This window comes from Stomatohabitans albus (assembly GCF_036336025.1).
GTDB classification, from domain to species: Bacteria; Actinomycetota; Nitriliruptoria; order Euzebyales; family Euzebyaceae; genus Stomatohabitans; species Stomatohabitans albus.
Map to the genome: position 1 here is coordinate 922,000 of NZ_JAYKKE010000001.1, position 25,138 is coordinate 947,137.

Here is a 25,138-nt window from a genome sequence, read left to right on the forward strand (position 1 = left end):
TGTGATTATTGCTGGGGTTGATATCGGCAATGCCACCACAGAGGTGGCTATTGCGCGAGTGGCACCAGGGGTGGCACCCGATTTTCTAGGGTCCGGCCTGGTGCCAACCAGCGGCATGAAAGGAACACCAGCCAATCTTGCCGGGGTGGTCCAATCATTGACCGAGGGGTTAACCCAAGCTGGGCTTACCCTTGGCGATGTCGATCTCATCCGCATCAATGAAGCAGCCCCAGTGATTGGTGATGTGGCTATGGAGACCATCACCGAAACCATTATCACTGAGTCCACGATGATTGGGCACAACCCGTCAACCCCTGGTGGGGAAGGTATCGGTGTGGGCACGACCATTGCCTTGGCCGACCTGCCCCATGCTCAAGGGGCCGGACCATGGGTTGTTGTTGCGTCAAAGGCGTACTCATTTGACGATATTGCTGCCACGATTAATGGGGCCACCCACGCTGATGTGCGAGGGGTTGTCCTTCAACGTGATGACGGAGTCTTGGTCCATAACCGTCTGAACAAGAAGGTACCTATTGTTGATGAGGTTCTCCTCATTGACCATGTGCCTTTGGGGATGACGAGTGCCATCGAGGTTGCCCGCCAAGGCGGTGTTATTGAAACATTGGCTAACCCCTTTGGTATCGCTACCTTGTTTGGGCTAAGCCCTGATGACACCAAGATGGTGGTGCCCATCGCTCGCTCACTTGTGGGTAATCGGTCAGCGGTAGTGATCAAAACGCCTGCCGGTGATGTTCAAGAGCGTCGTATCCCAGCCGGTCAACTGACATTTGTTGGACAAGTCCAATCAGTCAGTGTGGATGTGGACCGTGGCGCTGAAGCGATCATGGAAACGGCAGCACGTGTTGGGACGCTTAGTGATGTGACTGGTGAAGCCGGTACCAATGTGGGCGGGATGATGGAAAATATCCGCGTCACCATGGGGAACCTGACGAACCAACCGAGCCAGCAAATTCAAATCACTGACATCTTGGCGGTAGACACAAGTGTTCCAGTCAAAGTGGTAGGTGGTATCGCAGAAGAAACGGCGATGGAAGCTGCGGTTGGGTTGGCTGCTATGGTGAAAGCCGATCGGCTTCAGATGCAACAAATCGCCCAAGACTTAGCCAAACAGGTCAATTGCAAGGTAGAAGTTGGTGGGGTCGAAGCAGACATGGCGATAACCGGTGCATTAACTACACCGGGAACCGCACCACCTATCGCTATTTTGGATATGGGTGCTGGTTCCACCGATGCATCTGTGCGTCGTGCCGATGGGTCTCAAACCTCTATCCACCTTGCTGGTGCGGGCAACATGGTCACGCTGTTGATCGGGTCTGAGCTTGGCATAGATGACCTTGAAGTCGCCGAAGACATCAAGCGCTATCCACTTGCCAAGGTTGAAACGTTATTCAGTATTCGCCATGAAGACGGTACTGTGCAGTTCTTTGACGAACCACTGTCACCACAGCTTTTTGCAAGGGTTGTGGTACTCAAACCTGAAGGACCAGTGGCGTTACCGCTCAATGCTCCTGTTGAACACATCCGTCGTATCCGTGTGACTGCTAAAGAGCGGGTATTTGTTACGAACGCATTGCGAGCTCTCGCTCAGGTAAGCCCAACCAAGAATGTGCGGGATATTGACTTTGTGGTCTTAGTGGGTGGCAGTGCCCTCGACTTTGAAGTGCCCCAACTTGTTACAAGGGCACTCGCAGATTTCCGTGTTGTGGCGGGTCAGGCTAATATTCGTGGCCACCTTGGCCCACGCAATGCGGTGGCAACCGGATTGGCGCTCACCGGAGGGACGGTGTAATGGATCGTCGGATTCCTACCGAACGCCCGTCAATTGCGCTACTCGTTCAACACGGTATCACTGAGGACGCTTTGAACCCTGTGCTCTACGGTGCAGAAGAAGAAGGTGTACCAATCACACTTGGACGCATAGACAGTCAGGACACGTTTGCAATTGCCCATCAGGCGGCCACGCAAGCACAGCTTGATATTGGGGTTGGGATTAGTGGCCATATGGCGATTATTACGACCCGTCGACTTCCCCAGAACCGGCCCTATTTGATCACAGGCTTTGGGGTGGATCCAGAAGCTGATCGTGCCATTGGCGCGAATGCGGCTCGACTTGTTAAACGCACCCCCTTAGTTATGAAACATTTTATTTCCATCCACGATTTACTGCGGTCTGCTCAGACCGCGCTGGAGAACAAGGTATGAACGCATTAGGCATCATTGAAACGACAGGCCTTACCGCTGCGGTTGAAGCAGCAGATGTCGCCGTTAAAAGCGCCAATGTCGAACTGATCGGCTACGAATTGAGCCGAGGTCTGGGGATGGTTTCGGTCAAGATCACCGGGGACGTGGGTGCGGTAAATGCAGCTATGGCTGCCGCACAAGCAGCGGTTCCGCACGTCACCCGTGTGGTCGCCCATGTCACGATTCCAAGGCCCTCAACGGGTGTGGAACCAATGGTGTTCTCCAAAGCCACAGTTGGCTATGAGAAGCCGGCGCCGAAAAAGACATCGACTTCAAAGACGAAGGCGCCTGAAAAGGCTCCTGCGAAGACCCCCGCCAAAGCTCCAGCAAAGGCACAAGCCCCCGCCGAAAAGAAGAGTGAACCGGCAGCGAGTGAGCCGACTAAGGCTGCGACCAAGACGGCAACACCTACAACAAGTCAAAAGGTCGAATCATCTCCTTCAGCGCCTGCCAAGACTGAATCCAAACCTGAACCTACTAAGGCTGAGTCCACCAAGGCAACGCCGACAAAAGCGAGTGATGCAAAAGCAAGTCCGGCAAAAACACCGGCCAAACCAGCAGCGAAGAAACCTGCGGCACGCAAACCAATTGCACGTAAAAAGCCAGGTTCACGCTAGTTCAGACCTCTTACAATTCAACACTAATCCAAAGGAATCCAAATGAGTCAAGCACTAGGGATGATTGAAACGATCGGTTTTACTGCTGCAGTTGAAGCCGGTGACGCGATGACAAAGTCTGCCAATGTGGAATTGGTTGGCTACACGAAGATTGGTGCAGGGCACGTCACGGTATTTGTTCGTGGTGATGTGGGCGCAGTGAAAGCTGCGGTGGACGCTGGCCATGTTGCCGCAGCAGCCGTTGGCGAGTTGAAGAGCTGCCATGTCATTCCACGTCCGCACGCTGATGTTGACGCACTCATAGATCAGATCGCCTAATCCAATGGGTAAACAGCCGCGCAGTGACCTCCTCGGAGGCAAATTTGCTGCCCTCATCAAGTCTGGAGATGTCGCTGACCACAATGGTGAGTTGAGTCTCGGAATTGATCTAGGGACGGCCAATATTGTGCTGGCGGTTGTGGATGAACACGGTAAACCAGTTGCCGGCGCTCACCAACACTCAACCGTTGTAAGAGATGGGATTGTTGTGGACTGGCTTGGGGCTGTGCGTGCAGTGCAGACATTGAAAGCCGACTTAGAACAACGTATTAAGACCACGTTCAAGAAAGCCAATGTGGCTATTCCCCCTGGTGTTATTGAGGGAACAGTCAAGGTATTTGAGAATGTTGCAGAGGCTGCTGATCTGCAGGTTAATGCGATTGTCGATGAACCAGTTGCGGCTGCCGCGTTATTGGGTGTCTCTCAGGGGTGTGTGATTGATATCGGTCACGGCACTACAGGTGTGTCAGTGTTAAAAGACAACAAGGTTGTGTTGTCTGTTGACCAAGCAACTGGCGGTCACCATGTCACCTTGGTACTTGCCGGTGCGATGGGAATCGACTACGACCGCGCCGAACAATTAAAGAAGTCACCTTCAAAAGCGGCTGAAGTTGGTGCGGTTGTTCGTCCGACGCTTGAAAAAATGGCCACCATTGCTCGTGATGCCATTGGGACAGAAGATGTTGGACCGGTGTATCTGGTTGGCGGTTCGGCCATGTTACCGGTTGCCCCATCAGTCTTTGAAAAGGTACTGGGGCGCGAAGTTATTCGACCAAAACATCCCCTATGGGTAACTCCACTGGGATTGGCAATGAGCACCTTGGATCTTGGAGGTGATGATGGACAACAAGATTGATGAACAAGCCTTAAAAATCATCATCCGTGAAGTGATCCTCGAAGTCCTCAGAGAACGTCGCGTACTTGTTCTTTTCACTGGTGCGCTTGTCGGCAGTGAAGACAGTATGAATAGCTTGCGCACCCTTGCAAATGCTGGTGTTCACTTGGACGCTGTATTTACACCGAGTGCCAAGCGAGTTATTCCTGAGCATTTTTATGCAGATATACCACTCACAGATGTAACCGAGAACTTGGTGAGTGATCACCGCGTGTTGGTGGTGCCAACGATGACAACTAATACGGTTGCCAAACTTGCACACGGCATCACGGATTCTCTGGCTACAAACGTGATCAGCGAGTTCATTATGTTGAACCGGCCAATCGTGGCAGCACGTGATGCGGCCGACCCAGATATGCCTGAAAAACAGGCTTGGTTTCCTTCGATGCCTCCAGCATGGGCAACGATGTTACGCACGAATCTCCAAACGGTCGCCTCCTTTGGTGTTGCATTCTGTGATGCCCAAGACCTTGCCACCCAGACACTGGCGATTCTTGACGGACCAGAAACCGGTGTGATGAGCAATGGGTTCGGCCTTCCAGCCGGAGTGGTCCCTGTTGTGATTGATAGTGCCGTACTTGGCCGCAAAGATCTTGCGGTATTACCGCGTGGTTCACGGGTACATATCCGGCCCAACACGATTGTTACAGCCTTGGCTCGTGACTATGCCAAGGCTAACCAAATTGCCCTCGAAGTTCGGAAAGGAAGCTGACATGTACTTAGCTACGGTGATCGGCACGGTGGTTTCAACAAGTAAAGACGAACGTCTTGTGGGCTTTAAATTGCTGCTTACCCAGCAACTCAATCCTGACGGTACCCCCGCGGAAGAACCCGTAAAAATTAGTGTTGACACGGTGGGTGCCGGGGTCGGTGAACAGGTCATTGTGGCCGGTGGGTCATCAGCTCGCGCTGCCGCCGGATACCCAGACGCACCCATTGATTCTGCAGTTGTGGGGATTGTTGACACGGTGGAAGTAGAGGTTTAGCGATGCCAGCCGTGTACACCCGAACCGGTGACAAGGGCACGACGGCGCTCTTTGGCGGTTCTCGTGTGCCCAAACAGAGCATTCGTGTTTCTGCCTATGGCAGTGTTGACGAAGCGAACGCCTTTATCGGTGCTGCAAAAGTACAAATGGCAGACGATGAACTCCGTGACTTCGTTCACCACGTTGGTCACCGGCTTTTTGTGCTTGGTTCCGAACTTGCTTCAGATAGTGAAGGTAGGGCCATGCTTATCGGTATGGTCAATGATGAGGACATCACCGAGATGGAAGCCCTCATTGATAAGTGCATGGCTTTTTGCGGCCCACAACGGGCGTTTGTGGTACCTGGAACTGAGGCTACGAGTGCGGCACTCCATATTGCACGGACTGCGGTGCGCCGAGCTGAACGGATGGTGCTCACCTTATCCGAACATGAAGAAGTCCGGCCCGAAGCCATCAAATACCTCAATCGGCTTTCTGACGCCTTGTATGCGATTGCTCGTGTGTACGAAGTTCGCTTTGAATTAAAGCAAATTGAGGCTCAAGTACGCGCGAAGGTTGCGGCAGGCAGCACTGAATTATCAGACAGTACTCCAACCGGTTCAAGTGAGGAGGAAGGAATGACAACAGATAACAAGGTTCCTTCCGGGCCGCCTTGGGCTGTATGTCCGCCTCCCAATTGGATTCATGAATATACGCCGTCCACTACGGTTGGATCAGTGGAGTCCGGTCAAAAACTAGTGGCAAAACAACCCGAATCTCCGGTATCGTCTGCCACCAAACGGTACTTAGTGCCAACCCTCGACCTCGTGCGTTGCCGGTTGGCAGGTGACACGGCATTGCGCTTGGCTAGAGCAAAAGGGGTTCGTATCACCTTCGCGGCCGTTGATCAGTCAGGGGTACCTATTATGGTGCAGCGTGATGATGATGCGCCGTTTGTGAGTGTTCAAATGGCACAAGATAAGGCGTACACCGCAGCGAGTATGCGTATGCCCACACGAGATTTAGGCCCCTTGTTAGCTGACGGCGGTCATTTCCAAGGATTACACACATCACATGGTGGCCGGATTACGGCGATTGGTGGGGGTATGCCAGTCTTTATCCAAGGCACCTTTGTTGGTGCGATGGCGGTAAGTGGCGGTGCCCTCGACGAAGACCTTGAACTTGTAACCAAGGCTCTGGAAGCGATTGGAGCGACGAGCTCATGAGTGATTCTCCCATTACCGACATCGACCGGATTGTTTCGGCTATTGTCCGTGCGGTGAAGGAGGAGCCAGCACTTGGCAAGCAGGTAGCTACCGTCACCTCGGCACGTTCAACGTGTAATCCCAATTTCCCATCTTGTGCCGGCTATACGCCCTATAGCAACGTCTTTGCAAATGTAAATCAGGCGGTGGTTGCGGCTCGTGGCGCATTCACAACGTACCGTGCCATGACGATGGCTGACCGAGATCGGTTTATTGACGCGATTCGGACCTATGCCACTAAATCATCGGTACTTGATGAGCTTGCTTTTGATACCGTTTCAGAAACGGGTATGGGCATTGTCAGCCATAAGCGGTGGAAGACAGAGGTAGCTGCAACACGTACACCGGGTATCGAAGATCTCACCGCTGAAGCATTTTCGGGGGATAACGGGTTGACAACGGTTGAATACAGCCCGTACGGGGTTATTGCAGCGATTACACCGACAACAAACCCAAGTGCCACCATTATCAACAATGCTATTTCGATGCTGGCAGCAGGAAATACTGTTGTGTTTAGCCCGCATCCTCGGGCTAAGGAGGTGTCAACCCGCCTGGTTGGTGAGTTAAATACGGTGCTAGTCGAGGCGGGGGCACCCGAGGATCTGATTGTTACCTTTGTGAATCCTGGGCGTGACAATACCCAAGAACTACTTGCCCATCCTGAGGTGAATTTGGTTGTGGCTACAGGCGGCAAGGGGATTGTTGATTTGGCCCTTCGGAGCGGTAAAAAGGTTATTGGTGCCGGTGCCGGGAACCCGCCAGTGGTGGTTGACCACACGGCTGACATTCCGTACGCAGCGAAGTGCATTGTTGACGGGGCCAGCTTTGATAACAACTTGCCGTGTATCGCTGAAAAAGCGATTGTGGCGGTTGATTCAGTGGCTGACCTGCTGGTTTACAATATGGAAAAGCACGGTGCGTACCGGATTGGGAGTCCGGCAGAGCTTGAACGGCTTGAACGTGTTGTGCTTGACGAACGTGGCAATCCTAAGCCTGAATGGATTGGCCAAAACGCAGTCGATGTGTTGCGGGCTATGGGGGTGGACCCGCCGGTAGGCACACGGCTGCTGACGGTTGAAGTAGGTCCGTCTCACCCCTTCATCACGCATGAGTTAATGATGCCGGTGTTGGGACTTGTGCGGGTGCGCTCTGTTGCGGCTGCCATTGACCTTGCGGTGCAAATTGAGGGCGGCAACCGGCATACGGCGGTGATGCACAGCCGTGATGTGACGGCCCTCACCGCGATGGGCAGGGCGGTTGGAACGACGATTTTTGTGAAGAACGGGCCTAGCTTCGCTGGCCTGGGTATGGGTGGTGAAGGCTTTGCTACCTTCACCATTGCCGGACCCACTGGTGAAGGTCTGACCAGCGCACGTTCCTTCTCTCGTAAGCGCCGGTGTGTGCTTGTAGGTGATCTTCACATCGGGTAGGAGCTTTAATACGCAGATGGTTCTTATCCTCAGATGAACGGTTGGCCTCTAAATAACGAGAAGTCTCTGCCGTTATGCAGGTGTGGATCTTCTCAGTATTACCATTGCGGCAACTCTCATTGGGGGGTGCCTCATGTTGTTCTACCTTCTGAAAGAACCCACCACTGCACCGTCACATCGTGCACGGCATCCGCAATCGTTAGCAACGTCGAAACATTCAAAAACAGGTCGGCGTGTGCTCGTTGACACGACTGAAACGGGCAATGTGATGCGTATCCATGCGGCGGCTTCGCCTGAACACGTTTTTGAACTGATCGAGATGAAACTCGGAAAAGTTTCACGAACTCCGGGTGACATCCCTACCCTCTATGTCCGCTACTTCGGTGAAACAGCGATGCGCGTTATTTTTGCGTCAACAACCGAAGAGGTATTTACCTACCGAATCGACTGGGTCGCCGAACGGGTAGGTATTCACGAGTACACAGCCAGTATGAATGTGCAAGACCAGCAGAATCTGGTGCGCTATCAAGACGTGGCAAAGCGCACTCGTGAAGCAGTTTCTGGAACCTTGCGGAGTTTAGACCAACCGGCAAGCCGCTAGGCCCTTGCACCCTTAGACGGGTACAACGTCTTCGTCAGTGTTGTGACCTTCAATCTCACCGGTGGTGTGGTGCTCTTTGAGCCACACGAAGAAGCCCCAGGTCACAAAGCAACCGTACACAATGTAGAGGATCGCTGACGGGTAATAGTGGCTGTTGAGTAGTAATGGCACACCAACGATGTCCACGCCAATCCATATAAGCCAGAACTCTGTCCAGCCGCGTGCCATCCCGTAGGTCGCCAAGATAGAGCCGGTGAAAATCCAGGCGTCAGGTAGTGGGCCCCACGCATTTAGTAGGGTGAAGACCCACCAGAAGAACAGGGTCATCGCAACTGCAGCAACAATCAGGCCGATACGTTCGTTTCTGGTAGCCCACCGCGGTTGTACGGCGGCTACTTCTTCGTGCGGTTCGGTGACGATTGAACGGCAGGGGTCAACCTCGGAGGGTTCCTGGCGTTTGCTTTGGCTCCACCGGTACCAGCCGTAGATGCTCACCATAATGAACATCACCTGACGGCCAGCCTGACCGTACAAATCAACGGCTTGGGGGGTGTGAAACACACTGCCTAAGAACACCGTGAACAAAATCACGTTGCCGATAATGCCGATTGGCCATGCCCATACGGCACGTTTCATGCCACCGTAGGCACTTAGCAGCCCAAAAATATTGCCAATGACTTCACGCCAGAGAATGAATTGATCGCCGAATTGAATCTTGGCATCAAGGAGATAGACGAGAAAGTCCATAGTTTGTACCTCATTAGTGGTTGCGCCAGACCAGAAGGGTTATCGGATCGTTTGGCCACTGCCTATCGGCTCAACAAATCGGGCCAACGCACAGAATTGTCAGAGTTTAATTGCTCTGTCCAGAGAAGGCTATGTCGAGTTGTCCGCTGTCGAGCAGGAAAGTTAACTTGCGTAACTCGCAGCGGTCGTTGAATTAGGTAATAGTGAATATCGTTTGTTATGGTTAAGTACGCCACGGGAGCTCGTAACTGAGCTGAGAGGAGACGTTGTCTCGACCGTCGAACCTGATCCGGTTAGTACCGGTGCAGGAAGGCCTCACCCGTGTGCCCTAGAACATTGTCGAACGGGTTAGGAGCACACCGATGCAAACGAATAGGTTGAAATGGCGCGTTGTTGATTGGGTTGTCGCCAGCGTGCTTGCTGTTGCCACTGGCGGGATTTTCCTTATCTGGAACCAGATTGGTGGCCAATGGTGGCAAGTGATGGATGCGGTTACACCCGGTTGGGGTGGTATCGCTCTCGGGCCGTGGCTGCTTGGTGGGGTATTAGGTGGGTTGATTATCCGAAAACCAGGTGCCGCACTCTATGTAGAAACATTGGCCGCGATCGTGAGCGCCCTCATGGGCTCTCAATGGGGAATCGGCACGGTGTATTCTGGGTTAGCTCAAGGGCTGGGTGCTGAGCTGATTTTTATTGCCTTAATGTACAAACGGTTCAACTTGCCTGTCGCATTGCTCAGTGGCGTAGGTGCTGCGGTGGGTGCCTGGATTTTAGAAGGGTTTCAAGGTAACTTCGCAAAAGGCGCCGCATTTTTATTGAACTATGCAATCGCGGGTTTGATTAGTGGCGCCATCCTTGCGGGCCTGTTGGGCTGGGCTATTACACGGGCGTTAGCCGCTAGCGGGGCATTGGATCGGTTCGCCGTTGGCCGTGAAGCAGCCCCTACGGTGAATACCGGGCCTGCTGCGTGACCAGGGTTGTATTTGCCAACTGGGGTTGGCAACATGCCGCACGGAACCATCCAACTATCCAAGGGTTTAACCTCACCCTTGAACCGGGTGAGCGGGTGGCCATCTTGGGGCCTTCGGGGGCAGGTAAAAGCACGATTCTACAAGGACTTGCTGGGGTGCTTGGTGGGGGAGAAGACGGTACTGAGCTTGGTTCGTTAACCCTCAACGGAGTTTCCCGTGGTGAGGTTCTTGGTGCGGTTGGTCTTGTCCTTCAAGACCCTGAAGCCCAGGTGATGCTGGCTCGGGTTGGCGATGATGTTGCCTTTGGGGCAGAGAACTTGGGTGTCGAACGCAACGAGATATGGTCACGTGTGGCGCAGGCCCTTGATGCGGTAGGCCTTGATGTAGGGTTGGCACACAACACCTCGCATTTAAGCGGCGGGCAACAACAACGCATGGCGTTGGCCGGGGTGCTTGCGATGCGTCCTGGTGTGTTGGCTTTGGATGAACCGACCGCAAATCTCGACCCGGTTGGTGCGAAAGCGCTAGTGCAGGCCATTGAACACCATCTATCTACTCACAACACGAGTTTGGTTCTTGTTGACCATAACATCGCCCAGTGGGTGCCACTCCTTACACAGGTGATTGTCTTAGATACCAAAGGCAATGTGGTTGCACATGGTCAGCCTGATGAGGTGTTTCGCGACCATCGTCCTGCGTTGAGTGAGTCAGGGGTGTGGATTCCTGGTGACCCGGCACCGGCGAAACGAGGGATCGGCCAGGCGCATGTCATTGAGGAGTCAGCGCACCTTTCACCTTCTCATTCAACTGCTAGGCCGGTACTGCTTGAAGCACGCGATGTGCAAGTTGGATACCCCGAGAACGCTGTGGTATCGGGGGTTTCCTTTGGTATTCGTGCCGGTCAAGTCACGGCGATTACAGGGCCAAACGGGGTTGGGAAAACAACGTTGGCGCTGGCCTTGGCGGGGTTGTTGCCGGTGCTTGGTGGACAGGTGGTTGCCAGTGATGAGCTGTGTGAGGGCTTAGAAACGCCGAACCCGTTGGAGTGGAAGAGCGCAGAGCTAGCGGTTCGGATTTCTATGGTGTTTCAACAGCCTGAATATCAGTTTGTGGCACGCACGGTGCGTGAAGAACTCCGTACCGGCCCGCGCGCCCACGCCGCGCCAGACCCCGATGCGGTGCTTGAGCAGTTAGGTATTGCGGCATTGGCGAATGCCCATCCGATGAGTTTGTCCGGTGGGGAAAAGCGGCGGTTGAGTGTGGCAACGGCCATTGTGACCGGTGCGCCGGTAGTCATTCTCGATGAACCAACGTTTGGCCAGGACGCAAAGAGCTGGTTGGGGCTGGTTGATTTGATTGAGGCAACGGCACAGGCCGGTAGGGCGGTTGTCACCATTACCCATGATCAGTATTTAGTGAATGCCCTAGCTGCCACCGAGATTCATTTAGACGCTACCGGCTATGTGGTGCGATGAGGTGTGGTGATGACAAGTACGAACAACAACGTGGTAGTGGCTGTTGAAAGGAATCGCCTCGGTCTTTTGATGAGTGCCAACCCGGTTGCAAAGTTATTGGCGGTAATGGTGATGACGACGCCGCTGATTGTGACGATTGACTGGTTGAGCGCCACCGTAGCGTTGGTCTTGGAGTTCCCTGTTCTAGTGTTGTGTGGGTTCGGGCTTAAACGGGTCCTGAGTCGTATTTGGCCAATCTTGTTGGCGGCGCCACTCAGTGCGACCAGCATGTTGCTCTATGGGCAGCCCTCGGGTGAAACCTTTTGGCAGTGGGGTTATATCCATATCACTGAAGGTTCTGTTGGGTTGGCTATCGGTATTTTCCTCCGTATTTTTGCCATCGGCGTTCCAGCTGTGGTGCTCTTTATTGATGTTGACCCAACCGAAATGGCTGACGGGTTAGCCCAAGTTCTCAAAATGCCTGCGGTGCCGGTGCTTGCGGCTCTTGCTGGTTTTAGGACGGCGGGGCTGATGATTCGTGATTGGGAGAGCCTGGCGCGTGCGCGGCGTGCGCGTGGGCTAGGGGACCGTTCACGTTTGGCAGATATTGCCAGCCGGTCGTTCGCCATGCTGGTGTTGGCCTTGCGTCGTGGTGGGAAATTGGCCACCACGATGGAGGCACGTGGCATGGGTGCCCGCGACGCAAACGGCCAGTTGCTTCGCACCTGGGCGAGACCGTCTTATCTCAAACGAATTGACTGGATGTTGCTCACCTGGTCAGTCATCGTGCCTACCATCGCCCTAGGACTTGCTGCCTACATGGGCACGTTCCGCTGGATTGTTTCCACCTCTGCGGCCTAACCAGCCACAACATTCAACCTGTTTGTCATAAGCCCAGCCCTGACCTTCTTAGGTGTGGTTGGGGTTGGTGTGGTTGGGTCAGGAGTGTGGGTGTTGTGTGTCGGGGTGGTTGGGGTGTGTTTGGTGGGCTAAGGGCGGGGGCATTGCGTGCCAGGGTGATATGAGCCCAGGATGGGCGAGTTCAGTGAGCCGGGTTGCCGCCATGGATGGCGGCAGGCGAACGTGCCCAGGCAGGCAATGTCCGCGACCGTGCCTAGGGTGTGTTCATGCGTGTGCCCAGGTAGGTAATGCCCATGAACGTGCCCAGGCGGGCAATGCCCATGCACGTGCCTAGGGTGTAGTGCCGGGGGGTGCTCAGGGTGTGCCCAAGTAGGTAATGCCCGTGCGTGTGGGTTAGGGGATCGTTCGTGTTTGGCAGATATTGCCAGTCGGTCGTTCGCCATGCTTGTGTTGGCCTTGCGTCGTGGTGGGAAATTGGCCACCACGATGGAGGCACGTGGCATGGGTGCCCGCGACGCAAACGGCCAGTTGCTTCGCACCTGGGCGAGACCGTCTTATCTCAAACGAATTGACTGGATGTTGCTCACCTGGTCAGTCATCGTGCCTACCATCGCCCTAGGACTTGCTGCCTACATGGGCACGTTCCGCTGGATTGTTTCCACCTCTGCGGCCTAACCAGCCACAACATTCAACCTGTTTGTCATAAGCCCAGCCCTGACCTTCTTAGGTGTGGTTGGGGTTGGTGTGGTTGGGTCAGGAGTGTGGGTGTTGTGTGTCGGGGTGGTTGGGGTGTGTTTGGTGGGCTAAGGGCGGGGGCATTGCGTGCCAGGGTGATATGAGCCCAGGATGGGCGAGTTCAGTGAGCCGGGTTGCCGCCATGGATGGCGGCAGGCGAACGTGCCCAGGCAGGCAATGTCCGCGACCGTGCCTAGGGTGTGTTCATGCGTGTGCCCAGGTAGGTAATGCCCATGAACGTGCCCAGGCGGGCAATGCCCATGCACGTGCCTAGGGTGTAGCGCCGGGGGGTGCTCAGGGTGTGCCCAAGTAGGTAATGCCCGTGCGCGTGGGCTAGGGGATCGTTCGTGTTTGGCAGATATTGCCAGTCGGTCGTTCGCCATGCTTGTGTTGGCTTTGCCGTCTACATGGGTACATTCCGATGGATTGTCTCCACCTCCGCCACCTAAGCGTTGGTTACCAAAAAGAAAACACGTTTCACTGAAGAGATAAGTCTAAAAATTAAGATAGTTATGGCATATCTCTATAGAGTGTTTTTTGATCTACAGCTCATGCTGAGCGCGAGGCTTTGTTGTGGCTAGGGCCATTAACGGGTTGGCAAATATATGTATTCCATACGTATAGCATTGGCAAGATTATAAGAAATGAGAATAGCGATCTAAAGGTCTGATTCTCTGGCAAGAGGCTGTGGCCAAAATTAACAATAGCCAGTATAAAGGGCGCATAGGTTATAGAAACCGCAAGGGCTGACTTGTCGGTAGGAGACACACGATAGCGGCGATAACTGATGCCAAATAAACAAGAAGTAATCACCAGGAGCACAGCCGTTGCCCATATCGGGTAATGCTGACCACTTACACTGAATAGAAGTAGTGTGGACACCGCATAGATAACAGCTGAAGCAAAAAATACCTTATTATTCATTGCAAAACCTCCCGAGAACAATTTGACTCAAAGAGTTCGTCTCGGTATCAATAGGAAAAATTGTAGAAGTATTCGCTTGTTCAGCCTCTGTTTGTTGAGCCTCAACTTGAGTGGGGATGGCTGTTAAAAATATACAGATGACAAGAGTCCAGCAAGTGATTAATTTAAGATTCATGGTGACCATCTCCTTTCCTGAAAGTGAGTTTTTGTGGGGTAGTTTAATAGGGTAGTCAGTTAGGACTATAACTTAGAATCTCATGGATTTTGCATTTGCTACCTGTACTTGGGGCAATAAGACAGTAGCGGAGATGTCGATATTTGAGGCATGGGTTGCTCACATGACTGATAAACATGAATCTGATCGGGATTGATTGTTGAGAGTGCAGGACTGTATTCAACGCCTGTTACGTGGGATAAGGAAGTTAGTCATGTGATTGACTCCACCCAATCGGATGTCATGTTCTCAGCTGTCAAATGGTTGACTTGTTGCGAGGCAAAACTGAGGGGCTATTATGTGCCATTCGCCCGAGACCGTTGGCGTGCCCACGTATGTGGGAACGTAATGTCCAACGCAGGCCCGTATCCCTACAGGGGTGTGGTGTTGTGCCACGGATTTGATAATCCGATGGTTGACGGCTAACCAAACAACCCGTTTGGTTGTACCTATCCGAGGAGCACCACATGGCAACTGCACAAAAAACCGCCGTCGTGGCGCAGGTTCGTAAGGACGTCCAGGCCGCTACCGCAGTCGTAATGACTGAATACCGTGGCCTTACCGTGCAGCAGATCGGTGAATTGCGTAACAAGTTACGTGACGCCGGTGCTCGGTACGTCGTGGCTAAGAACACCTTGATTCGCATTGCGATGAAAGAAGAAGGCCACGAAGTTCCCGACGAGACGCTGAGCGGTCCGACTGCTCTGGCTTACATTGGCGAGGACATCGCCAGTGCCGCTAAAGCCCTCCGGGCCTTTGCCAAGACAAACGACAATCTGGTTATCAAGGGCGCATTGCTCGATGGCCAGTTCATGGGTGCTGAAGACGCCGAGAAATTGGCTGATCTTGAAAGCGCCGAGGAGCTGCTTGCCAGCTTCGCAGGCATGTTCGAATCCATGTTGGGTTACGCCCCGCACATGGCAGACGACTTGCTCACCGAAACCGCTGGGCTTATGGAAGCCCTGGAGGCCAAGAAGCCGGCCTAAACAGGCCATGCCTTCGAGGTTTCACCCCAAAAGTTTCAACCCCCTGTATAGATAAAGGACCATTCTCATGGCAAAGATTTCTGTTGACGATTTGATCGCCGCATTCGAAGAAATGACCCTCCTTGAACTCAAGGACTTCCGCGACCGCTTCAAGGAACACTTCGACGTGCAGGCTGCTGCCGCCGTTGCAGTTGCTGCTCCTGGTGCTGCTGGTGGTGACGCCGGTGCCGCTGAAGAAAAGACTGAGTTTGACGTGATCCTTGTTTCCGCTGGTGACAAGAAGATCGGTGTCATTAAGGAAGTTCGTGGCATCACGAACCTGGGCCTCAAGGAAGCCAAGGAACTCGTGGACGGTGCTCCCAAGCCTGTTCTCGAAGGTGCTTCCAAGGAAGACGCCGAAGCTGCCAAGGCCAAGCTCGAAGAAGCTGGCGCCACCATCGAACTCAAGTAGTTCTGGTGTAGCGCGGTCGCCTTGGGTGACCGTGGCTTCAAATCAAAAGGACCTCCCTGTATCGGGGAGGTCCTTTTTAATAAGGTGTTGAGCTAGAAGCGTTTTAGCGCGTCTAACTCAACACCTTAAATGCATTCACCACTGGTCTGCTCATGAGCTGGACTCAAAAGCCCTTGACGTTGGATGCAGGGAGCTACTTGGTGGGTGGGTCGGTCTTTTTTCTCATCATGGTGACGGCCACAAATGAAATAAGGGTCAGTACCGCAAAGACTGTTCCCAACATTGAGGCAATTCCACCCGACGCCCCTTGTGAGCTTTGGTACAAGCTGTATCCACTGGTCAAGATCGTCAATACGGCAAATACTTTAACTGCTATGCGTGCTATGGCCACAAGGTCACCTCTCGTAGTCGAATACGTGCAAGGGGGCATAATAGACCTTTAGGTGCTGCAAAACCCTGGGCCAGATGGGCAGGATTAACTATTTGACCAGCACTTTTTGCCTTCATGCAGTCAATCGATGGTCAGGTGCTAGGCACCGGACAACTTGGTTCACACTGGTGATGTGGCATGCCTGGAATCAGTCGAGCGAGTTGGGCGGCGGTGGCACAGGGATGGTGTATGACATCGGCGTACCCAAAATGTATCGGGGTGTAGCCGTGAGCGAGTGCAGCCCTGTCTTTGGCACTATCTCTCGTTATTGCGTTAATACCCGAGTGATAGGCCTTGCCGTCCAGTTCAAGTGTGGTCTTAAAAGCGGACCAGATTCCATCCCAGACGTATTCCTTGGGGCCACGCCACTGGCGTTGGGCATTGGGTATGCCGTGTGGTGTTTCTACCTGTGTTACCCACTGGTATTCAAGAACGCTGTCGTATGCGGGTTGGCAGGTGAGTAGCTCGTAGGCAAGGCTTCTATGTCGCTGCCGTGATCGTGTTTGTACGGTGTTTACTATCTGGCCCGTTGTGTTGATAAACGTTCGTCGGGTTGCGATAACAAACGCAGCGGCTTCTGCCCGTACCCGGGTGAAGTTAAGTACGTCAGCGAGCGCATCGCCGGGGGAGGTGGCATTGGTGCGCGGGTTAATGCGGCTGAGCCGGTCGAGTTTGTCGCGTCGTGGGAGGAGCCGACTTTCTGTGACCCGACCTACGGATCGGTGGGGTGGTAGCCATATGTCGATGTGCTGTGGTTCTCGTAGGTTGACTCCGCTTAGGCAGAGGCCTGCGGCCCCACCAATTCCGATGTGTTCCCCGTAATACAGCTTGGCGGCATGAACCCAGTCCATAAAGGTTGCTGGTCCAGGAGCGGTTAGCCATATGCACGGCATCAACCGAGTCCATCCCGCCCGCTTACCTCGTTGCAAAAGCAGCTTTGTTGACGGAGAAGGAAGAAACCGAGTAACCCGATTGAACGTCATAGCAAGATATTACATGCTATAGCAAATGTAAATAGGATTTAAGATGTTGGGGTGGAAGCGTAAAAACACTTCCACCCCAACACTTAGAGGAGCATGTGCATGTGCCGTTCGCGGATGGTGAATCCGAGTGATTCGTACATCGGGAGTGCCTCGGGTGTGTACTCCAGAGTTATTCGACCTACGTCTTGTTGGCGCAGCTCATTAATCAAAAGCTCTATGAGCCGTTTAGCATGGCCTCGTTTTCGGTATGCCGGCTCGGTATAAACGGAGGAGAGCCTGGCTTCTTTCCCTGAGAAGTACAGCGGGTGCGGTGAGGTTAAAAACACATAGGCAAGGGAAATTGAAAATGCTTGACCGTTCTCAGTGGCGATAGCCGCCAAGAGAGCATCAGTCCCGAGTGTTGTTTCAAAATAGGTACGCATTAGATGGGTGTAATGCGCGTAGTCCGGAACCTGTTGAGCTATCCAGGCGTCGCCCTTAATGTCACGCTGAAAGTCCAACCGCATACGTACAAGTGCATCAATGTCATCGGGAGTGGCGATACGGTATTCGATGGTCATCGGCCAACTATAAATGCTGTATGGGGTGCTTGCGGGTGGGTCTATCAATCCCGCAAACGAGCAGGGCTGGAATGTATGTAGTCCGGTTTTGTATCCGGCCTAACCAGCAACATGATTCACCCCCAAGCCGGATGGCAAGGGGGTGAATCGAAGGTGCGTGAAGACTAGACGATCTTCAGCAGGCCTTGGCCTGGCTTCACGGCGTCACCAACCGACACGTGAATCTTCTCCACGGTGCCGTCTTGGTCGGCCAGTACTTCTGTCTCCATCTTCATGGCTTCAAGCACCATAACAACGTCGCCTTCTTTGACCTCGTCCCCTTCAGAGACAGGGATCTTAACGACGTTACCGGCCAAGCTTGCAGGGATGCCATCAGCATCACCCACAGGGGCTGCCGCCGGGGCAGCGGCCAGGGTAACCCCGCCGCCACCAGAGCCAATAATCACGTGTTCGACGCTGGGGGTCGGTTCTTCTTGAACCTCAACGTCTACTTCGTATTCCTTACCGTCTACGGTCACCTTCAGTTTCATGGGTACCTCCTAGGCAAACTCACGGCCAGACATAATCGCCCGGCGCCCCTGGTCGGCCCACTGGTGGCCGCGCTTGAATCGGATCTGCTTGACGACGGCACGTTCACCCAAGTAGCCAGCAACAGCAGCACTAATCACGCTGAGCAGCTCGGTGTCCGGGCCTTCGATCTGTTCCTGAAGCGCAGCAATCTGCGCTTTCAGGTCCTCAATGGTTGCAGCGTCAGACATGTCAGCCTCCTAGAACGGCAGTACGCCGTGCTTCTTGGCCGGGGTTGCCTTGCTCTTGTTGGCCAATACCTCAAGGGCATTCGCTACAGCGGCGCGAGTTTCACCAGGTTCAATGACCCGGTCAACGAGGCCACGGGCACCTGCAACATACGGGGTGTTGAATGCTTGCTGGTAGGCGTCAACCATTTCAGCACGCTTGGCTTCTGGGTTTTCAGCAGCCTCAATTTCACGGCGGAACACCACGTTTGCAGCACCTTCAGCACCCATCACCGCAATTTCAGCGGTTGGCCAGGCCAACACACGGTCAGCCCCAAGGTCCTTGGCTGCCATGGCCAGGTAGGCACCGCCGTAGGCCTTACGCAGCACAACCGTTACCAATGGGACGGTCGCTTCCGAATAGGCGTAGAGCATCTTGGCTCCGTGGCGGATAATGCCACCGTATTCTTGCTCGGTACCAGGCATGAACCCAGGCACGTCTACCAGGGTGACGATTGGGATATTGAATGCGTCACAGAACTGCACAAAATATGCCGCTTTGTCTGATGAGTTGATGTCGAGCACACCACTCATCACCTTGGCCTGATTGGCAACGATGCCAACGGTGCGGCCGGTGATACGAGCCAACCCGATCACGATCGTGGGTGCGAAGCCCGACTGAATCTCAAGGAAGTCACCATTATCAACAAGACGGGCAATCACATCGCGCACGTCGTAGGCCTTCTTGGCATCGGTGGGCACAATATCGGCCATTTCGTTGTCGTAGGCGACATCGTCGAAGCCTTCAAGGCGTTCTGGTTCTTCAAGGTTGTTATTGGGCAGGAAGCTCAGCAGCTTCTTAGCGATCAATACAGCTTGTTCGTCATCATCGGCAATGAAGTGGATATTGCCAGAACGCTGCATGTGGGCGTCTGGGCCACCAAGTTCTTCACCGGTGACATCTTCACCCGTTACGGACTTAATCACGTTCGGACCCGTAATAAACATTTGGGCTTTGCGGGTCTGAATGATGAAGTCGGTCAGTGCGGGTGAGTAGGCGGCACCACCAGCACAAGGCCCAGCAATAATAGAAATCTGGGGCACTGCACCGGAGAGGCGAACGTTTTGGTAGAACACCTTGCCGTACCCCGACAAGGAGTCGATACCTTCTTGGACGCGGGCTCCACCAGAGTCATTAATGAAAATGAATGGGGTGCCAGCCGTCAACGCGGCACTCAAGGTGTTGGCCACCTTTGTCGAGTGCATTTCACCAGCGGAACCACCCGCAACGGTGAAGTCCTGGCTCGCAATGTGCACAGGACGTCCAAGCACACTGCCGGTACCGGTTACAACACCATCGGCTGGCATGTCTGCTTCAGCCATTCCAAAGAGGGTTGTACGGTTTTCAGCAAAGAGACCGATTTCTTCAAAGGTTTCGCCGTCTACCAAGTCGGCGATGCGTTCACGGGCGGTTTTCTTACCAGAAGCACGTTGCTTTTCGAGGCGCTTCTCACCACCGCCAGCTTCGTTGTGGGCCTTACGCTTGCGGAGCTCTTCGATCCGCTCGGCCATACTGCGTGTATCTGCCATGATTTCTCAGTCTCCTACTTCTCGGCGGGCTTCACGCTGACGGTGTGCGTCTTGTCACCAATGGTTACGTCGTAGGTGATCGGGATGCGTACCGTGCCAGATCCGCTATCACCGGCAGCCAACAGGCGTTCGGCTTCGAGTTCTTCGACGCTCTGGCTGACGTTCTGCGGGCCGTTCTTGCGGTTCTTGAAGAAGACCGGAGCCACGGTTGGGAACAAGGCGTAGGTCAGTACGTCTTCATCGGTGCCATCAAAACCTTCAAGCTTTTCGGCTTCTGCACGCAGGTTGTCCCATTCGTTCGGAATCAAGTCGGCTGGGCGGACGTCAATCTTTTCCTTGCCGGTCTGCTTGGCGGCCTTTTCAATCACCATCGGGTCGGTTTCGCCTTCGGTCTTGCCATAGTAGCCAAGCACCATATCGGCAAATTCACCGGTCATGGTCTTCCATTCACCCATAAGGACGTTGAACACGGCCTGAGTACCGACGATCTGGCTGGTGGGGGTCACCAATGGTGGGTAGCCAGAGGCGGCACGCACCTTGGGGACTTCCTTTAACACCTCAACAACCTTGTCACCGGCACCTTGGGCTACCAACTGGCTTTCAAGGTTGGACAACATGCCGCCAGGAATCTGTGATTCAAAGATATCCGTATCCACGGTGAACTTGGACTCAAACTTGGCATAGCGCGGGCGCACTTCAGCAAAGTGGTCACGGATTTCGTGAAGGGCTTCTTTGTCGAGGTCTGCTTTGTAGCCGGTGCCTTCGAGGACTTCCTGGAAGCTTTCGGTTGGGTTGTGGCCTGGCCCAAGTGACATGGAAGAAATAGCCGTGTCAATCAGGTCAGCACCGCTTTCCACCGCACGCCACAAGCTGACCAACGTTACCCCGGTTGTGGAGTGGCAGTGTACGGCCACGGTCATATCTGGCATCTCTTGCTTAATAGCGGCAACGATGTCGGCTGCTGGCTGTGGCTTCAACAGTGCCGCCATGTCCTTCAATGCGATGGAGTCAACACCCATATCGCGGAGCTGGCGCGCAAGACGTACATAGTTGTCAATATCGTGTACAGGGCTGATCGTGTAGCAAATCGTGCCCTGAGCATGCTTGCCAGACTTTTGAACGGCCTTGATGGCACGCTCCAAGTTGCGTGGGTCATTTAGGGCGTCGAATACGCGGAACACATCCATACCGTTGATGGCGGCTTTCTCTACGAAGCGGTCCACAACGTCGTCAGCGTAGTGACGATAACCCAAGAGGTTCTGCCCGCGGAGCAACATCTGCGTGCGGGTATTTGGAAGGAGTTTCTTAAAGGTCCGCAGGCGTTCCCACGGATCTTCGTTCAAGAAGCGGATGCAGCTATCAAAGGTTGCGCCGCCCCAACATTCAGCCGACCAGTAGCCGGCACGGTCGATGGCCGCGCAAGCGCCGACCATATCTTCGGTAGCCATTCGTGTTGCCATCAGGGACTGATGGGCGTCACGAAGGGCAAGTTCAGTTACGCCAATGGTTCGCTCAGTCATGGCAAGGAACATAGTGGGCCAAACAGTCCTTGTGCGAACCCTAGGCCTAGCCAATAGTCCCGAAATTTAAAATGATTTGTTTTAGCCCACTGTGCAGGGAAGATTACGCCGTATGAACTTGAGGGATAGGGTCTGAAAGCGGGTGAGTGGAATAGATCCCAACAAGCTCGGTTTTGGTAACCAACAGGTGTCGAAGATTGAGGGACTTACCAGTCTTTAGAGGGTTTGAAATACGATTGACAGTGGTTTGTTTGACTGCCGATTCGGCCATCAGTTTAAGCGACAAGGTTAGACACCATTCATCTACCACACCGGCATCGGACATTTGTGCATTTAAGGACGGACCGCCTTCACATAGGACCGTCTTGGCATGTTGTTCATCTCGCAGCCAAGGAATCAACCAATCTGCACGAACCCGAGGTTCATTAATCTGGTGAACCTGTGCGCCAGCCTCGCGCCATGCACCAATACGTGAGGCGCTCACCTGGGACCCAGCAACGATGAGGACGCGTTCAACGCCAGGTCCGAAGAGAGGGAGGTCAGTGGTTAATCGATCGCTGCCGGTAAGTACAACATGGCGGGCTTGGCGTGCCGGGCGTAGGCGTTCTTGAGCCACTGTGAATGCTGTGTTAACAACAACATCGGTATTTGAACGCAAGGCCACGATGGCGGCATGGTCAGCTTCACCACCGATGCCGCGACTGGACCCGTTAAGGGCGATATATCCGTCAAGTGTGGTGACCATGCCTACACGAACGTGAATGCCGGGCGTGTGGCGGGGTAAATCGTCGGTCACTTCCCACGCTGAAAAATCAAAGTCGCTCATGTGAAAAACTATAAGTGGGCGCACACCTGGCTATCTGGTGTAGGGCTTGTCTTGACGCTGGAGGGGCCAATGGTGGTACACGTTTAAGTGTTGATAGGGCACACTGGTTCGATGCCCACTGCTGCTCCCGCCTTGGACAATAGTCAAATCGTTTCCTTGCTCTTGAATTGGTTTGACCCGAAGAAACGCCCGCTGGCGTTTAGAGAGCGTAATGGTCTTTCTCCCTGGGCGATTTTGTTGAGTGAAGTGATGGCCCAACAAACTCAAGCTGATCGGGCAGCTCAAAAGTGGAGTGAGTTTTTAGAGTGTTGGCCAACCCCTCACGAGATGGCAGCGGCCCCAAGGGCAGACATTATTGCTGCGTGGAGTGGGCTTGGGTACAACCGCCGTGCCGTTAACCTGCATCGGTGTGCCGAAGCGGTTGTTATCGAATACGACGGCAACCTACCTGACAGTACAGCAGCATTGGAAGGTCTACCCGGTATTGGGCCGTACACGGCGAGGGCGGTGATGGCCTTTGCATTTAATGCCCCCACGATGCCGGTGGACACGAATATCGCCCGAGTGATTTCACGACTATTGAATCGTGTGCTCGATCGCAAAGAAGCTCAGGCACTTGCCGACGAATTAGTTACTCAGACAGGCGCGCCGAGTGCAACGTTGACAGATGCCATCATGGACTTGGGTGCCACCATTTGTACCGCTAAGGCCGCAAATTGTGGGGTGTGCCCACTTGCTCAGCCGTGTGCCTACCGTGCCCAGGTTGAATTGAATCCCTTTGAAGCCCAAGACCCGGCGGCTAAGGGAGCGCATCGACCAATGAAGCAAGCTGCCTTTAACGGTTCTGACCGGCAGGTTCGGGGGGCAATTATCCGTAGCCTCACCACGTTAAGCCCGATGAGTGAAGGTGAACTTACGCAACTTCACGGAGATAAAACGCCGCAACTACTCACGGCACTAGCTAAAGACGGGTTGATTGTTTCATTGGATAACAACCTTTGGGCGCTTCCATAACCGCGATTTTCCGTGACGGTTGGAAAAAGAAACCGGTAATTCTTGGCTTTTTTGTGCGGAGACTCCTGTTCTTGGAGGAGTGGAGCAGGAACCACGGGTAAGCTCTGAAACTCATTCACATTCCCTATAAAGCGCTATTTGCCCTTGGCTTCGGGGTTTTTGTGCCGATAGCGTTCTGGCCTCTGCATTTAGGCACCTAGTAAACGGGAGAACTATGACGAACCAAGATGAGTCCCCCCAGGAGGGTGACATGACCAACGCAGAATCAAATGAGACACCACACACTAAGGGTGTCCGACTTGAGATTCACGAATCGCGGCCAGAACACCCAGAGGAGATGCTCCAGCCGCTCTACCGAGAGTCTGACCGCCCCTTGGCACGGGCATTGATTCAACCAGCTCGCCGCTTTGCACACACCGAGACAAGTGGCGGGTTTGTGCTCCTCGCCGCTGCGATTTTGGCGTTGATCCTGGCTAATTCACCACTCCATGAGGCCTATGAACATTTCATCCATATGCCTATTTTGATTGGCGACCCGAACGGGTTCCATATTGAGTTGGGGTTCACTCACTGGATTAACGACCTCGCCATGGCTGTGTTCTTCTTTGTGGCGGGCATGGAAATCAAACGCGAACTTGTTCACGGTGATCTCCGTGACCCCCGTCGTGCCATGTTGCCGATCCTCGCCGCTGTGGGTGGTATGGCGGTACCGGCGCTGATTTACTATTTCTTCAACATGAATAACCCCGAAACGGCGCACGGATGGGGTATCCCGATGGCTACCGACATTGCCTTCGCTGTTGGGGTGTTGGCCCTCGTTGGTAAACGTGCACCTGCTGGTCTGCGGACATTCCTACTTACGCTGGCCATTGTCGACGACATCGGCGGCATCTTGGTTATCGCATTTGTGTATACCTCAAGTTTGAACCTGCCTGCCTTGGGCTTGGCTGCTTTGATAATTGTGGTGATTCTTGGCGCCAAACAGGCCAAGATTCAGTGGTTCCCGCTGTATTTCATTCTTGCGGCGTGCTTGTGGGTTGCGGTATTTGAGAGTGGTGTTCACGCCACAATTGCTGGGGTTATCCTCGGTCTATTGACTCCGGCCTGGCCATTCCAACCGCCTGAAGCGGTGACCGGTGTTATCTCTCAGCGCTTAAAGTCATTACTTAGCCGCGCTCCGAACGGTCAAGCCGATGAAGAAGAACAGACTGAGCTGTATGACATTCATGAGCTTTCCCTGCACGGGGTCAGTCCGTTGCATCGCCTAGAGAACGTGTTGCACGGGTGGAGTGCGTTTGTGGTGTTACCACTCTTCGCTCTCGTCAACGCTGGCATTGAGCTCTCCGGTGACGCCCTTGGCCGCATTTTCCACGACTCAGTAGGAATCGGTATTTTCCTTGGCCTGGTTCTCGGTAAGCCACTTGGGGTGATGCTCTTTAGCTTTATTGCTACAAAGTTCTTGGGCGCGAGCCTCCCTCGTGGATGTGGTTGGCTTGAAATGTCTGGTGTTGGGCTGTTGGCAGGTGTTGGCTTTACCGTTGCGATCTTTATCGCTGGTCTTGGCCTTGAGAATCCGGCTGATATTGATGCCGCCAAGCTGTCTATCTTGTTGGCCTCGCTTACGGCAGGCATTATCGGCTACGCCTTCTTGGTGTTCCGAGATGGTTCGCATACGTACCGCAGAGGTGCAAAAAGTGACAATGGTGATGAGCCTCAATTAGAGGGCGAAGCCGTTGTAACCCATCACTGATGAGTCGATATGCGCCGTTCAATTTTGAATGGCGC

27 protein-coding genes and 1 riboswitch are annotated in these 25,138 nt (G+C 53.9%); of the genes, 18 read left to right on the forward strand and 9 right to left on the reverse strand.

The window, feature by feature from the left end; translation table 11 throughout:
- The first annotated feature begins 1 nt into the window (after position 1).
- The 10 genes from VCU37_RS04195 to VCU37_RS04240 all read left to right on the forward strand — a co-directional run bounded on the left by VCU37_RS04195 (position 2) and on the right by VCU37_RS04240 (position 8,353).
- Positions 2-1,810: a diol dehydratase reactivase subunit alpha gene (locus tag VCU37_RS04195; RefSeq protein WP_336249359.1), complete on the forward strand. Its 1,809-nt coding sequence runs from the start codon at positions 2-4 to the stop codon at positions 1,808-1,810.
- The gene (locus tag VCU37_RS04200; protein ID WP_336249360.1) at positions 1,810-2,223 is read left to right on the forward strand and encodes a glycerol dehydratase reactivase beta/small subunit family protein; all 414 of its coding nucleotides are present in this window, start codon (positions 1,810-1,812) and stop codon (positions 2,221-2,223) included. The genes VCU37_RS04195 and VCU37_RS04200 overlap by 1 nt, the downstream gene beginning before the upstream one ends.
- Positions 2,220-2,879 carry a BMC domain-containing protein gene (locus VCU37_RS04205; RefSeq protein ID WP_336249361.1) on the forward strand — a complete coding sequence of 220 codons (660 nt, stop codon included), beginning with the start codon at positions 2,220-2,222 and terminating at the stop codon, positions 2,877-2,879. The genes VCU37_RS04200 and VCU37_RS04205 overlap by 4 nt, the downstream gene beginning before the upstream one ends.
- A gap of 42 nt (positions 2,880-2,921) precedes the next feature.
- The gene (locus VCU37_RS04210; RefSeq protein WP_336249362.1) at positions 2,922-3,197 is read left to right on the forward strand and encodes a BMC domain-containing protein; all 276 of its coding nucleotides are present in this window, start codon (positions 2,922-2,924) and stop codon (positions 3,195-3,197) included.
- 4 nt (positions 3,198-3,201) lie between these two features.
- The gene (gene eutJ, locus VCU37_RS04215) at positions 3,202-4,053 is read left to right on the forward strand and encodes an ethanolamine utilization protein EutJ (protein ID WP_336249363.1); all 852 of its coding nucleotides are present in this window, start codon (positions 3,202-3,204) and stop codon (positions 4,051-4,053) included.
- A complete protein-coding gene (locus VCU37_RS04220) occupies positions 4,034-4,804 on the forward strand; it encodes a flavoprotein (protein WP_336249364.1) in 771 nt (256 codons plus the stop codon). The genes eutJ and VCU37_RS04220 overlap by 20 nt, the downstream gene beginning before the upstream one ends.
- Position 4,805: 1 nt before the next feature.
- Positions 4,806-5,078, forward strand: coding sequence for a EutN/CcmL family microcompartment protein (locus VCU37_RS04225; RefSeq protein WP_336249365.1), 273 nt, complete (start codon positions 4,806-4,808; stop codon positions 5,076-5,078).
- A 2-nt stretch (positions 5,079-5,080) separates the two neighbouring features.
- Entirely contained in the window at positions 5,081-6,283 is a 1,203-nt protein-coding gene (locus VCU37_RS04230) for a cob(I)yrinic acid a,c-diamide adenosyltransferase (RefSeq protein WP_336249366.1), read from the forward strand.
- The gene (locus VCU37_RS04235) at positions 6,280-7,752 is read left to right on the forward strand and encodes an aldehyde dehydrogenase family protein (RefSeq protein ID WP_336249367.1); all 1,473 of its coding nucleotides are present in this window, start codon (positions 6,280-6,282) and stop codon (positions 7,750-7,752) included. Before VCU37_RS04230 ends, VCU37_RS04235 begins: the two co-directional genes overlap by 4 nt.
- 133 nt (positions 7,753-7,885) lie before the next feature.
- Positions 7,886-8,353 carry a hypothetical protein gene (locus VCU37_RS04240; protein ID WP_336249368.1) on the forward strand — a complete coding sequence of 156 codons (468 nt, stop codon included), beginning with the start codon at positions 7,886-7,888 and terminating at the stop codon, positions 8,351-8,353.
- A 12-nt stretch (positions 8,354-8,365) separates the two neighbouring features.
- Here the strand turns inward: VCU37_RS04240 and VCU37_RS04245 are convergent, their stop codons facing one another.
- Positions 8,366-9,100 carry a nicotinamide mononucleotide transporter family protein gene (locus VCU37_RS04245; protein ID WP_336249369.1) on the reverse strand — a complete coding sequence of 245 codons (735 nt, stop codon included), beginning with the start codon at positions 9,098-9,100 and terminating at the stop codon, positions 8,366-8,368.
- A 224-nt stretch (positions 9,101-9,324) separates the two neighbouring features.
- Positions 9,325-9,428: riboswitch (TPP riboswitch) on the forward strand.
- 34 nt (positions 9,429-9,462) lie between these two features.
- Here VCU37_RS04245 and VCU37_RS04250 point away from each other — a divergent pair.
- From VCU37_RS04250 to rplL, 6 genes are all read left to right on the forward strand, one after another.
- Positions 9,463-10,071 carry an ECF transporter S component gene (locus VCU37_RS04250; protein WP_336249370.1) on the forward strand — a complete coding sequence of 203 codons (609 nt, stop codon included), beginning with the start codon at positions 9,463-9,465 and terminating at the stop codon, positions 10,069-10,071.
- Positions 10,068-11,546: an ABC transporter ATP-binding protein gene (locus VCU37_RS04255; RefSeq protein ID WP_336249371.1), complete on the forward strand. Its 1,479-nt coding sequence runs from the start codon at positions 10,068-10,070 to the stop codon at positions 11,544-11,546. Before VCU37_RS04250 ends, VCU37_RS04255 begins: the two co-directional genes overlap by 4 nt.
- 9 nt (positions 11,547-11,555) lie before the next feature.
- Entirely contained in the window at positions 11,556-12,386 is an 831-nt protein-coding gene (locus VCU37_RS04260) for an energy-coupling factor transporter transmembrane component T family protein (RefSeq protein WP_336249372.1), read from the forward strand.
- Positions 12,387-12,797: 411 nt separating this feature from the next.
- On the forward strand, positions 12,798-13,061 hold the full coding sequence (locus VCU37_RS04265) for an energy-coupling factor transporter transmembrane component T family protein (protein ID WP_336249373.1): 264 nt from the start codon (positions 12,798-12,800) through the stop codon (positions 13,059-13,061).
- A 1,665-nt stretch (positions 13,062-14,726) separates the two neighbouring features.
- Positions 14,727-15,245 (forward strand): 50S ribosomal protein L10, encoded by a 519-nt coding sequence (gene rplJ, locus VCU37_RS04270; protein ID WP_336249374.1) that lies wholly within the window; start codon positions 14,727-14,729, stop codon positions 15,243-15,245.
- Positions 15,246-15,312: 67 nt separating this feature from the next.
- A complete protein-coding gene (gene rplL / locus VCU37_RS04275; protein ID WP_336249375.1) occupies positions 15,313-15,696 on the forward strand; it encodes a 50S ribosomal protein L7/L12 in 384 nt (127 codons plus the stop codon).
- Between the two features lie 193 nt (positions 15,697-15,889).
- On the opposite strand, the gene VCU37_RS04280 is transcribed toward rplL, so the two are convergent.
- From VCU37_RS04280 to VCU37_RS04315, 8 genes are all read right to left on the reverse strand, one after another.
- A complete protein-coding gene (locus VCU37_RS04280; RefSeq protein ID WP_336249376.1) occupies positions 15,890-16,087 on the reverse strand; it encodes a hypothetical protein in 198 nt (65 codons plus the stop codon).
- 131 nt (positions 16,088-16,218) lie between these two features.
- Positions 16,219-17,109 (reverse strand): hypothetical protein, encoded by an 891-nt coding sequence (locus VCU37_RS04285; protein ID WP_336249377.1) that lies wholly within the window; start codon positions 17,107-17,109, stop codon positions 16,219-16,221.
- 83 nt (positions 17,110-17,192) lie between these two features.
- Positions 17,193-17,669, reverse strand: coding sequence for a GNAT family N-acetyltransferase (locus VCU37_RS04290; RefSeq protein ID WP_336249378.1), 477 nt, complete (start codon positions 17,667-17,669; stop codon positions 17,193-17,195).
- Positions 17,670-17,833: 164 nt separating this feature from the next.
- Entirely contained in the window at positions 17,834-18,199 is a 366-nt protein-coding gene (locus VCU37_RS04295) for a biotin/lipoyl-containing protein (protein ID WP_336249379.1), read from the reverse strand.
- 9 nt (positions 18,200-18,208) lie between these two features.
- The gene (locus tag VCU37_RS04300) at positions 18,209-18,427 is read right to left on the reverse strand and encodes a hypothetical protein (protein ID WP_336249380.1); all 219 of its coding nucleotides are present in this window, start codon (positions 18,425-18,427) and stop codon (positions 18,209-18,211) included.
- Positions 18,428-18,436: 9 nt separating this feature from the next.
- Positions 18,437-19,993 (reverse strand): acyl-CoA carboxylase subunit beta, encoded by a 1,557-nt coding sequence (locus VCU37_RS04305; RefSeq protein WP_336249381.1) that lies wholly within the window; start codon positions 19,991-19,993, stop codon positions 18,437-18,439.
- A 14-nt stretch (positions 19,994-20,007) separates the two neighbouring features.
- Complete coding sequence (locus VCU37_RS04310) at positions 20,008-21,513, reverse strand: methylmalonyl-CoA carboxytransferase subunit 5S (RefSeq protein WP_336249382.1); 1,506 nt, start codon at positions 21,511-21,513, stop codon at positions 20,008-20,010.
- A 103-nt stretch (positions 21,514-21,616) separates the two neighbouring features.
- Positions 21,617-22,339: a dihydrofolate reductase family protein gene (locus VCU37_RS04315; protein WP_336249383.1), complete on the reverse strand. Its 723-nt coding sequence runs from the start codon at positions 22,337-22,339 to the stop codon at positions 21,617-21,619.
- 111 nt (positions 22,340-22,450) lie between these two features.
- On the opposite strand from VCU37_RS04315, the gene VCU37_RS04320 reads away from it, so the two are divergent.
- On the forward strand, positions 22,451-23,353 hold the full coding sequence (locus tag VCU37_RS04320; RefSeq protein WP_336249384.1) for an HhH-GPD family protein: 903 nt from the start codon (positions 22,451-22,453) through the stop codon (positions 23,351-23,353).
- 250 nt (positions 23,354-23,603) lie between these two features.
- On the forward strand, positions 23,604-25,103 hold the full coding sequence (nhaA, locus tag VCU37_RS04325) for a Na+/H+ antiporter NhaA (protein WP_336249385.1): 1,500 nt from the start codon (positions 23,604-23,606) through the stop codon (positions 25,101-25,103).
- Positions 25,104-25,138 lie beyond the last annotated feature (35 nt).

Coding starts and splice junctions, on each gene's coding strand:
- VCU37_RS04300 (WP_336249380.1), bottom strand. CDS start 18,427: ATGTCTGACGCTGCAACCATTGAGGACCTGAAAGCGCAGATTGCTGCG.
- VCU37_RS04220 (WP_336249364.1), top strand. CDS start 4,034: ATGATGGACAACAAGATTGATGAACAAGCCTTAAAAATCATCATCCGT.
- VCU37_RS04320 (WP_336249384.1), top strand. CDS start 22,451: ATGCCCACTGCTGCTCCCGCCTTGGACAATAGTCAAATCGTTTCCTTG.
- VCU37_RS04315 (WP_336249383.1), bottom strand. CDS start 22,339: ATGAGCGACTTTGATTTTTCAGCGTGGGAAGTGACCGACGATTTACCC.
- VCU37_RS04235 (WP_336249367.1), top strand. CDS start 6,280: ATGAGTGATTCTCCCATTACCGACATCGACCGGATTGTTTCGGCTATT.
- VCU37_RS04240 (WP_336249368.1), top strand. CDS start 7,886: ATGTTGTTCTACCTTCTGAAAGAACCCACCACTGCACCGTCACATCGT.
- VCU37_RS04290 (WP_336249378.1), bottom strand. CDS start 17,669: ATGACCATCGAATACCGTATCGCCACTCCCGATGACATTGATGCACTT.
- VCU37_RS04285 (WP_336249377.1), bottom strand. CDS start 17,109: ATGACGTTCAATCGGGTTACTCGGTTTCTTCCTTCTCCGTCAACAAAG.
- VCU37_RS04245 (WP_336249369.1), bottom strand. CDS start 9,100: ATGGACTTTCTCGTCTATCTCCTTGATGCCAAGATTCAATTCGGCGAT.
- VCU37_RS04260 (WP_336249372.1), top strand. CDS start 11,556: ATGACAAGTACGAACAACAACGTGGTAGTGGCTGTTGAAAGGAATCGC.
- VCU37_RS04200 (WP_336249360.1), top strand. CDS start 1,810: ATGGATCGTCGGATTCCTACCGAACGCCCGTCAATTGCGCTACTCGTT.
- VCU37_RS04310 (WP_336249382.1), bottom strand. CDS start 21,513: ATGACTGAGCGAACCATTGGCGTAACTGAACTTGCCCTTCGTGACGCC.
- VCU37_RS04250 (WP_336249370.1), top strand. CDS start 9,463: ATGCAAACGAATAGGTTGAAATGGCGCGTTGTTGATTGGGTTGTCGCC.
- VCU37_RS04230 (WP_336249366.1), top strand. CDS start 5,081: ATGCCAGCCGTGTACACCCGAACCGGTGACAAGGGCACGACGGCGCTC.
- VCU37_RS04305 (WP_336249381.1), bottom strand. CDS start 19,993: ATGGCAGATACACGCAGTATGGCCGAGCGGATCGAAGAGCTCCGCAAG.
- VCU37_RS04295 (WP_336249379.1), bottom strand. CDS start 18,199: ATGAAACTGAAGGTGACCGTAGACGGTAAGGAATACGAAGTAGACGTT.
- rplJ (WP_336249374.1), top strand. CDS start 14,727: ATGGCAACTGCACAAAAAACCGCCGTCGTGGCGCAGGTTCGTAAGGAC.
- VCU37_RS04225 (WP_336249365.1), top strand. CDS start 4,806: ATGTACTTAGCTACGGTGATCGGCACGGTGGTTTCAACAAGTAAAGAC.
- VCU37_RS04205 (WP_336249361.1), top strand. CDS start 2,220: ATGAACGCATTAGGCATCATTGAAACGACAGGCCTTACCGCTGCGGTT.
- rplL (WP_336249375.1), top strand. CDS start 15,313: ATGGCAAAGATTTCTGTTGACGATTTGATCGCCGCATTCGAAGAAATG.
- eutJ (WP_336249363.1), top strand. CDS start 3,202: ATGGGTAAACAGCCGCGCAGTGACCTCCTCGGAGGCAAATTTGCTGCC.
- VCU37_RS04210 (WP_336249362.1), top strand. CDS start 2,922: ATGAGTCAAGCACTAGGGATGATTGAAACGATCGGTTTTACTGCTGCA.
- nhaA (WP_336249385.1), top strand. CDS start 23,604: ATGACCAACGCAGAATCAAATGAGACACCACACACTAAGGGTGTCCGA.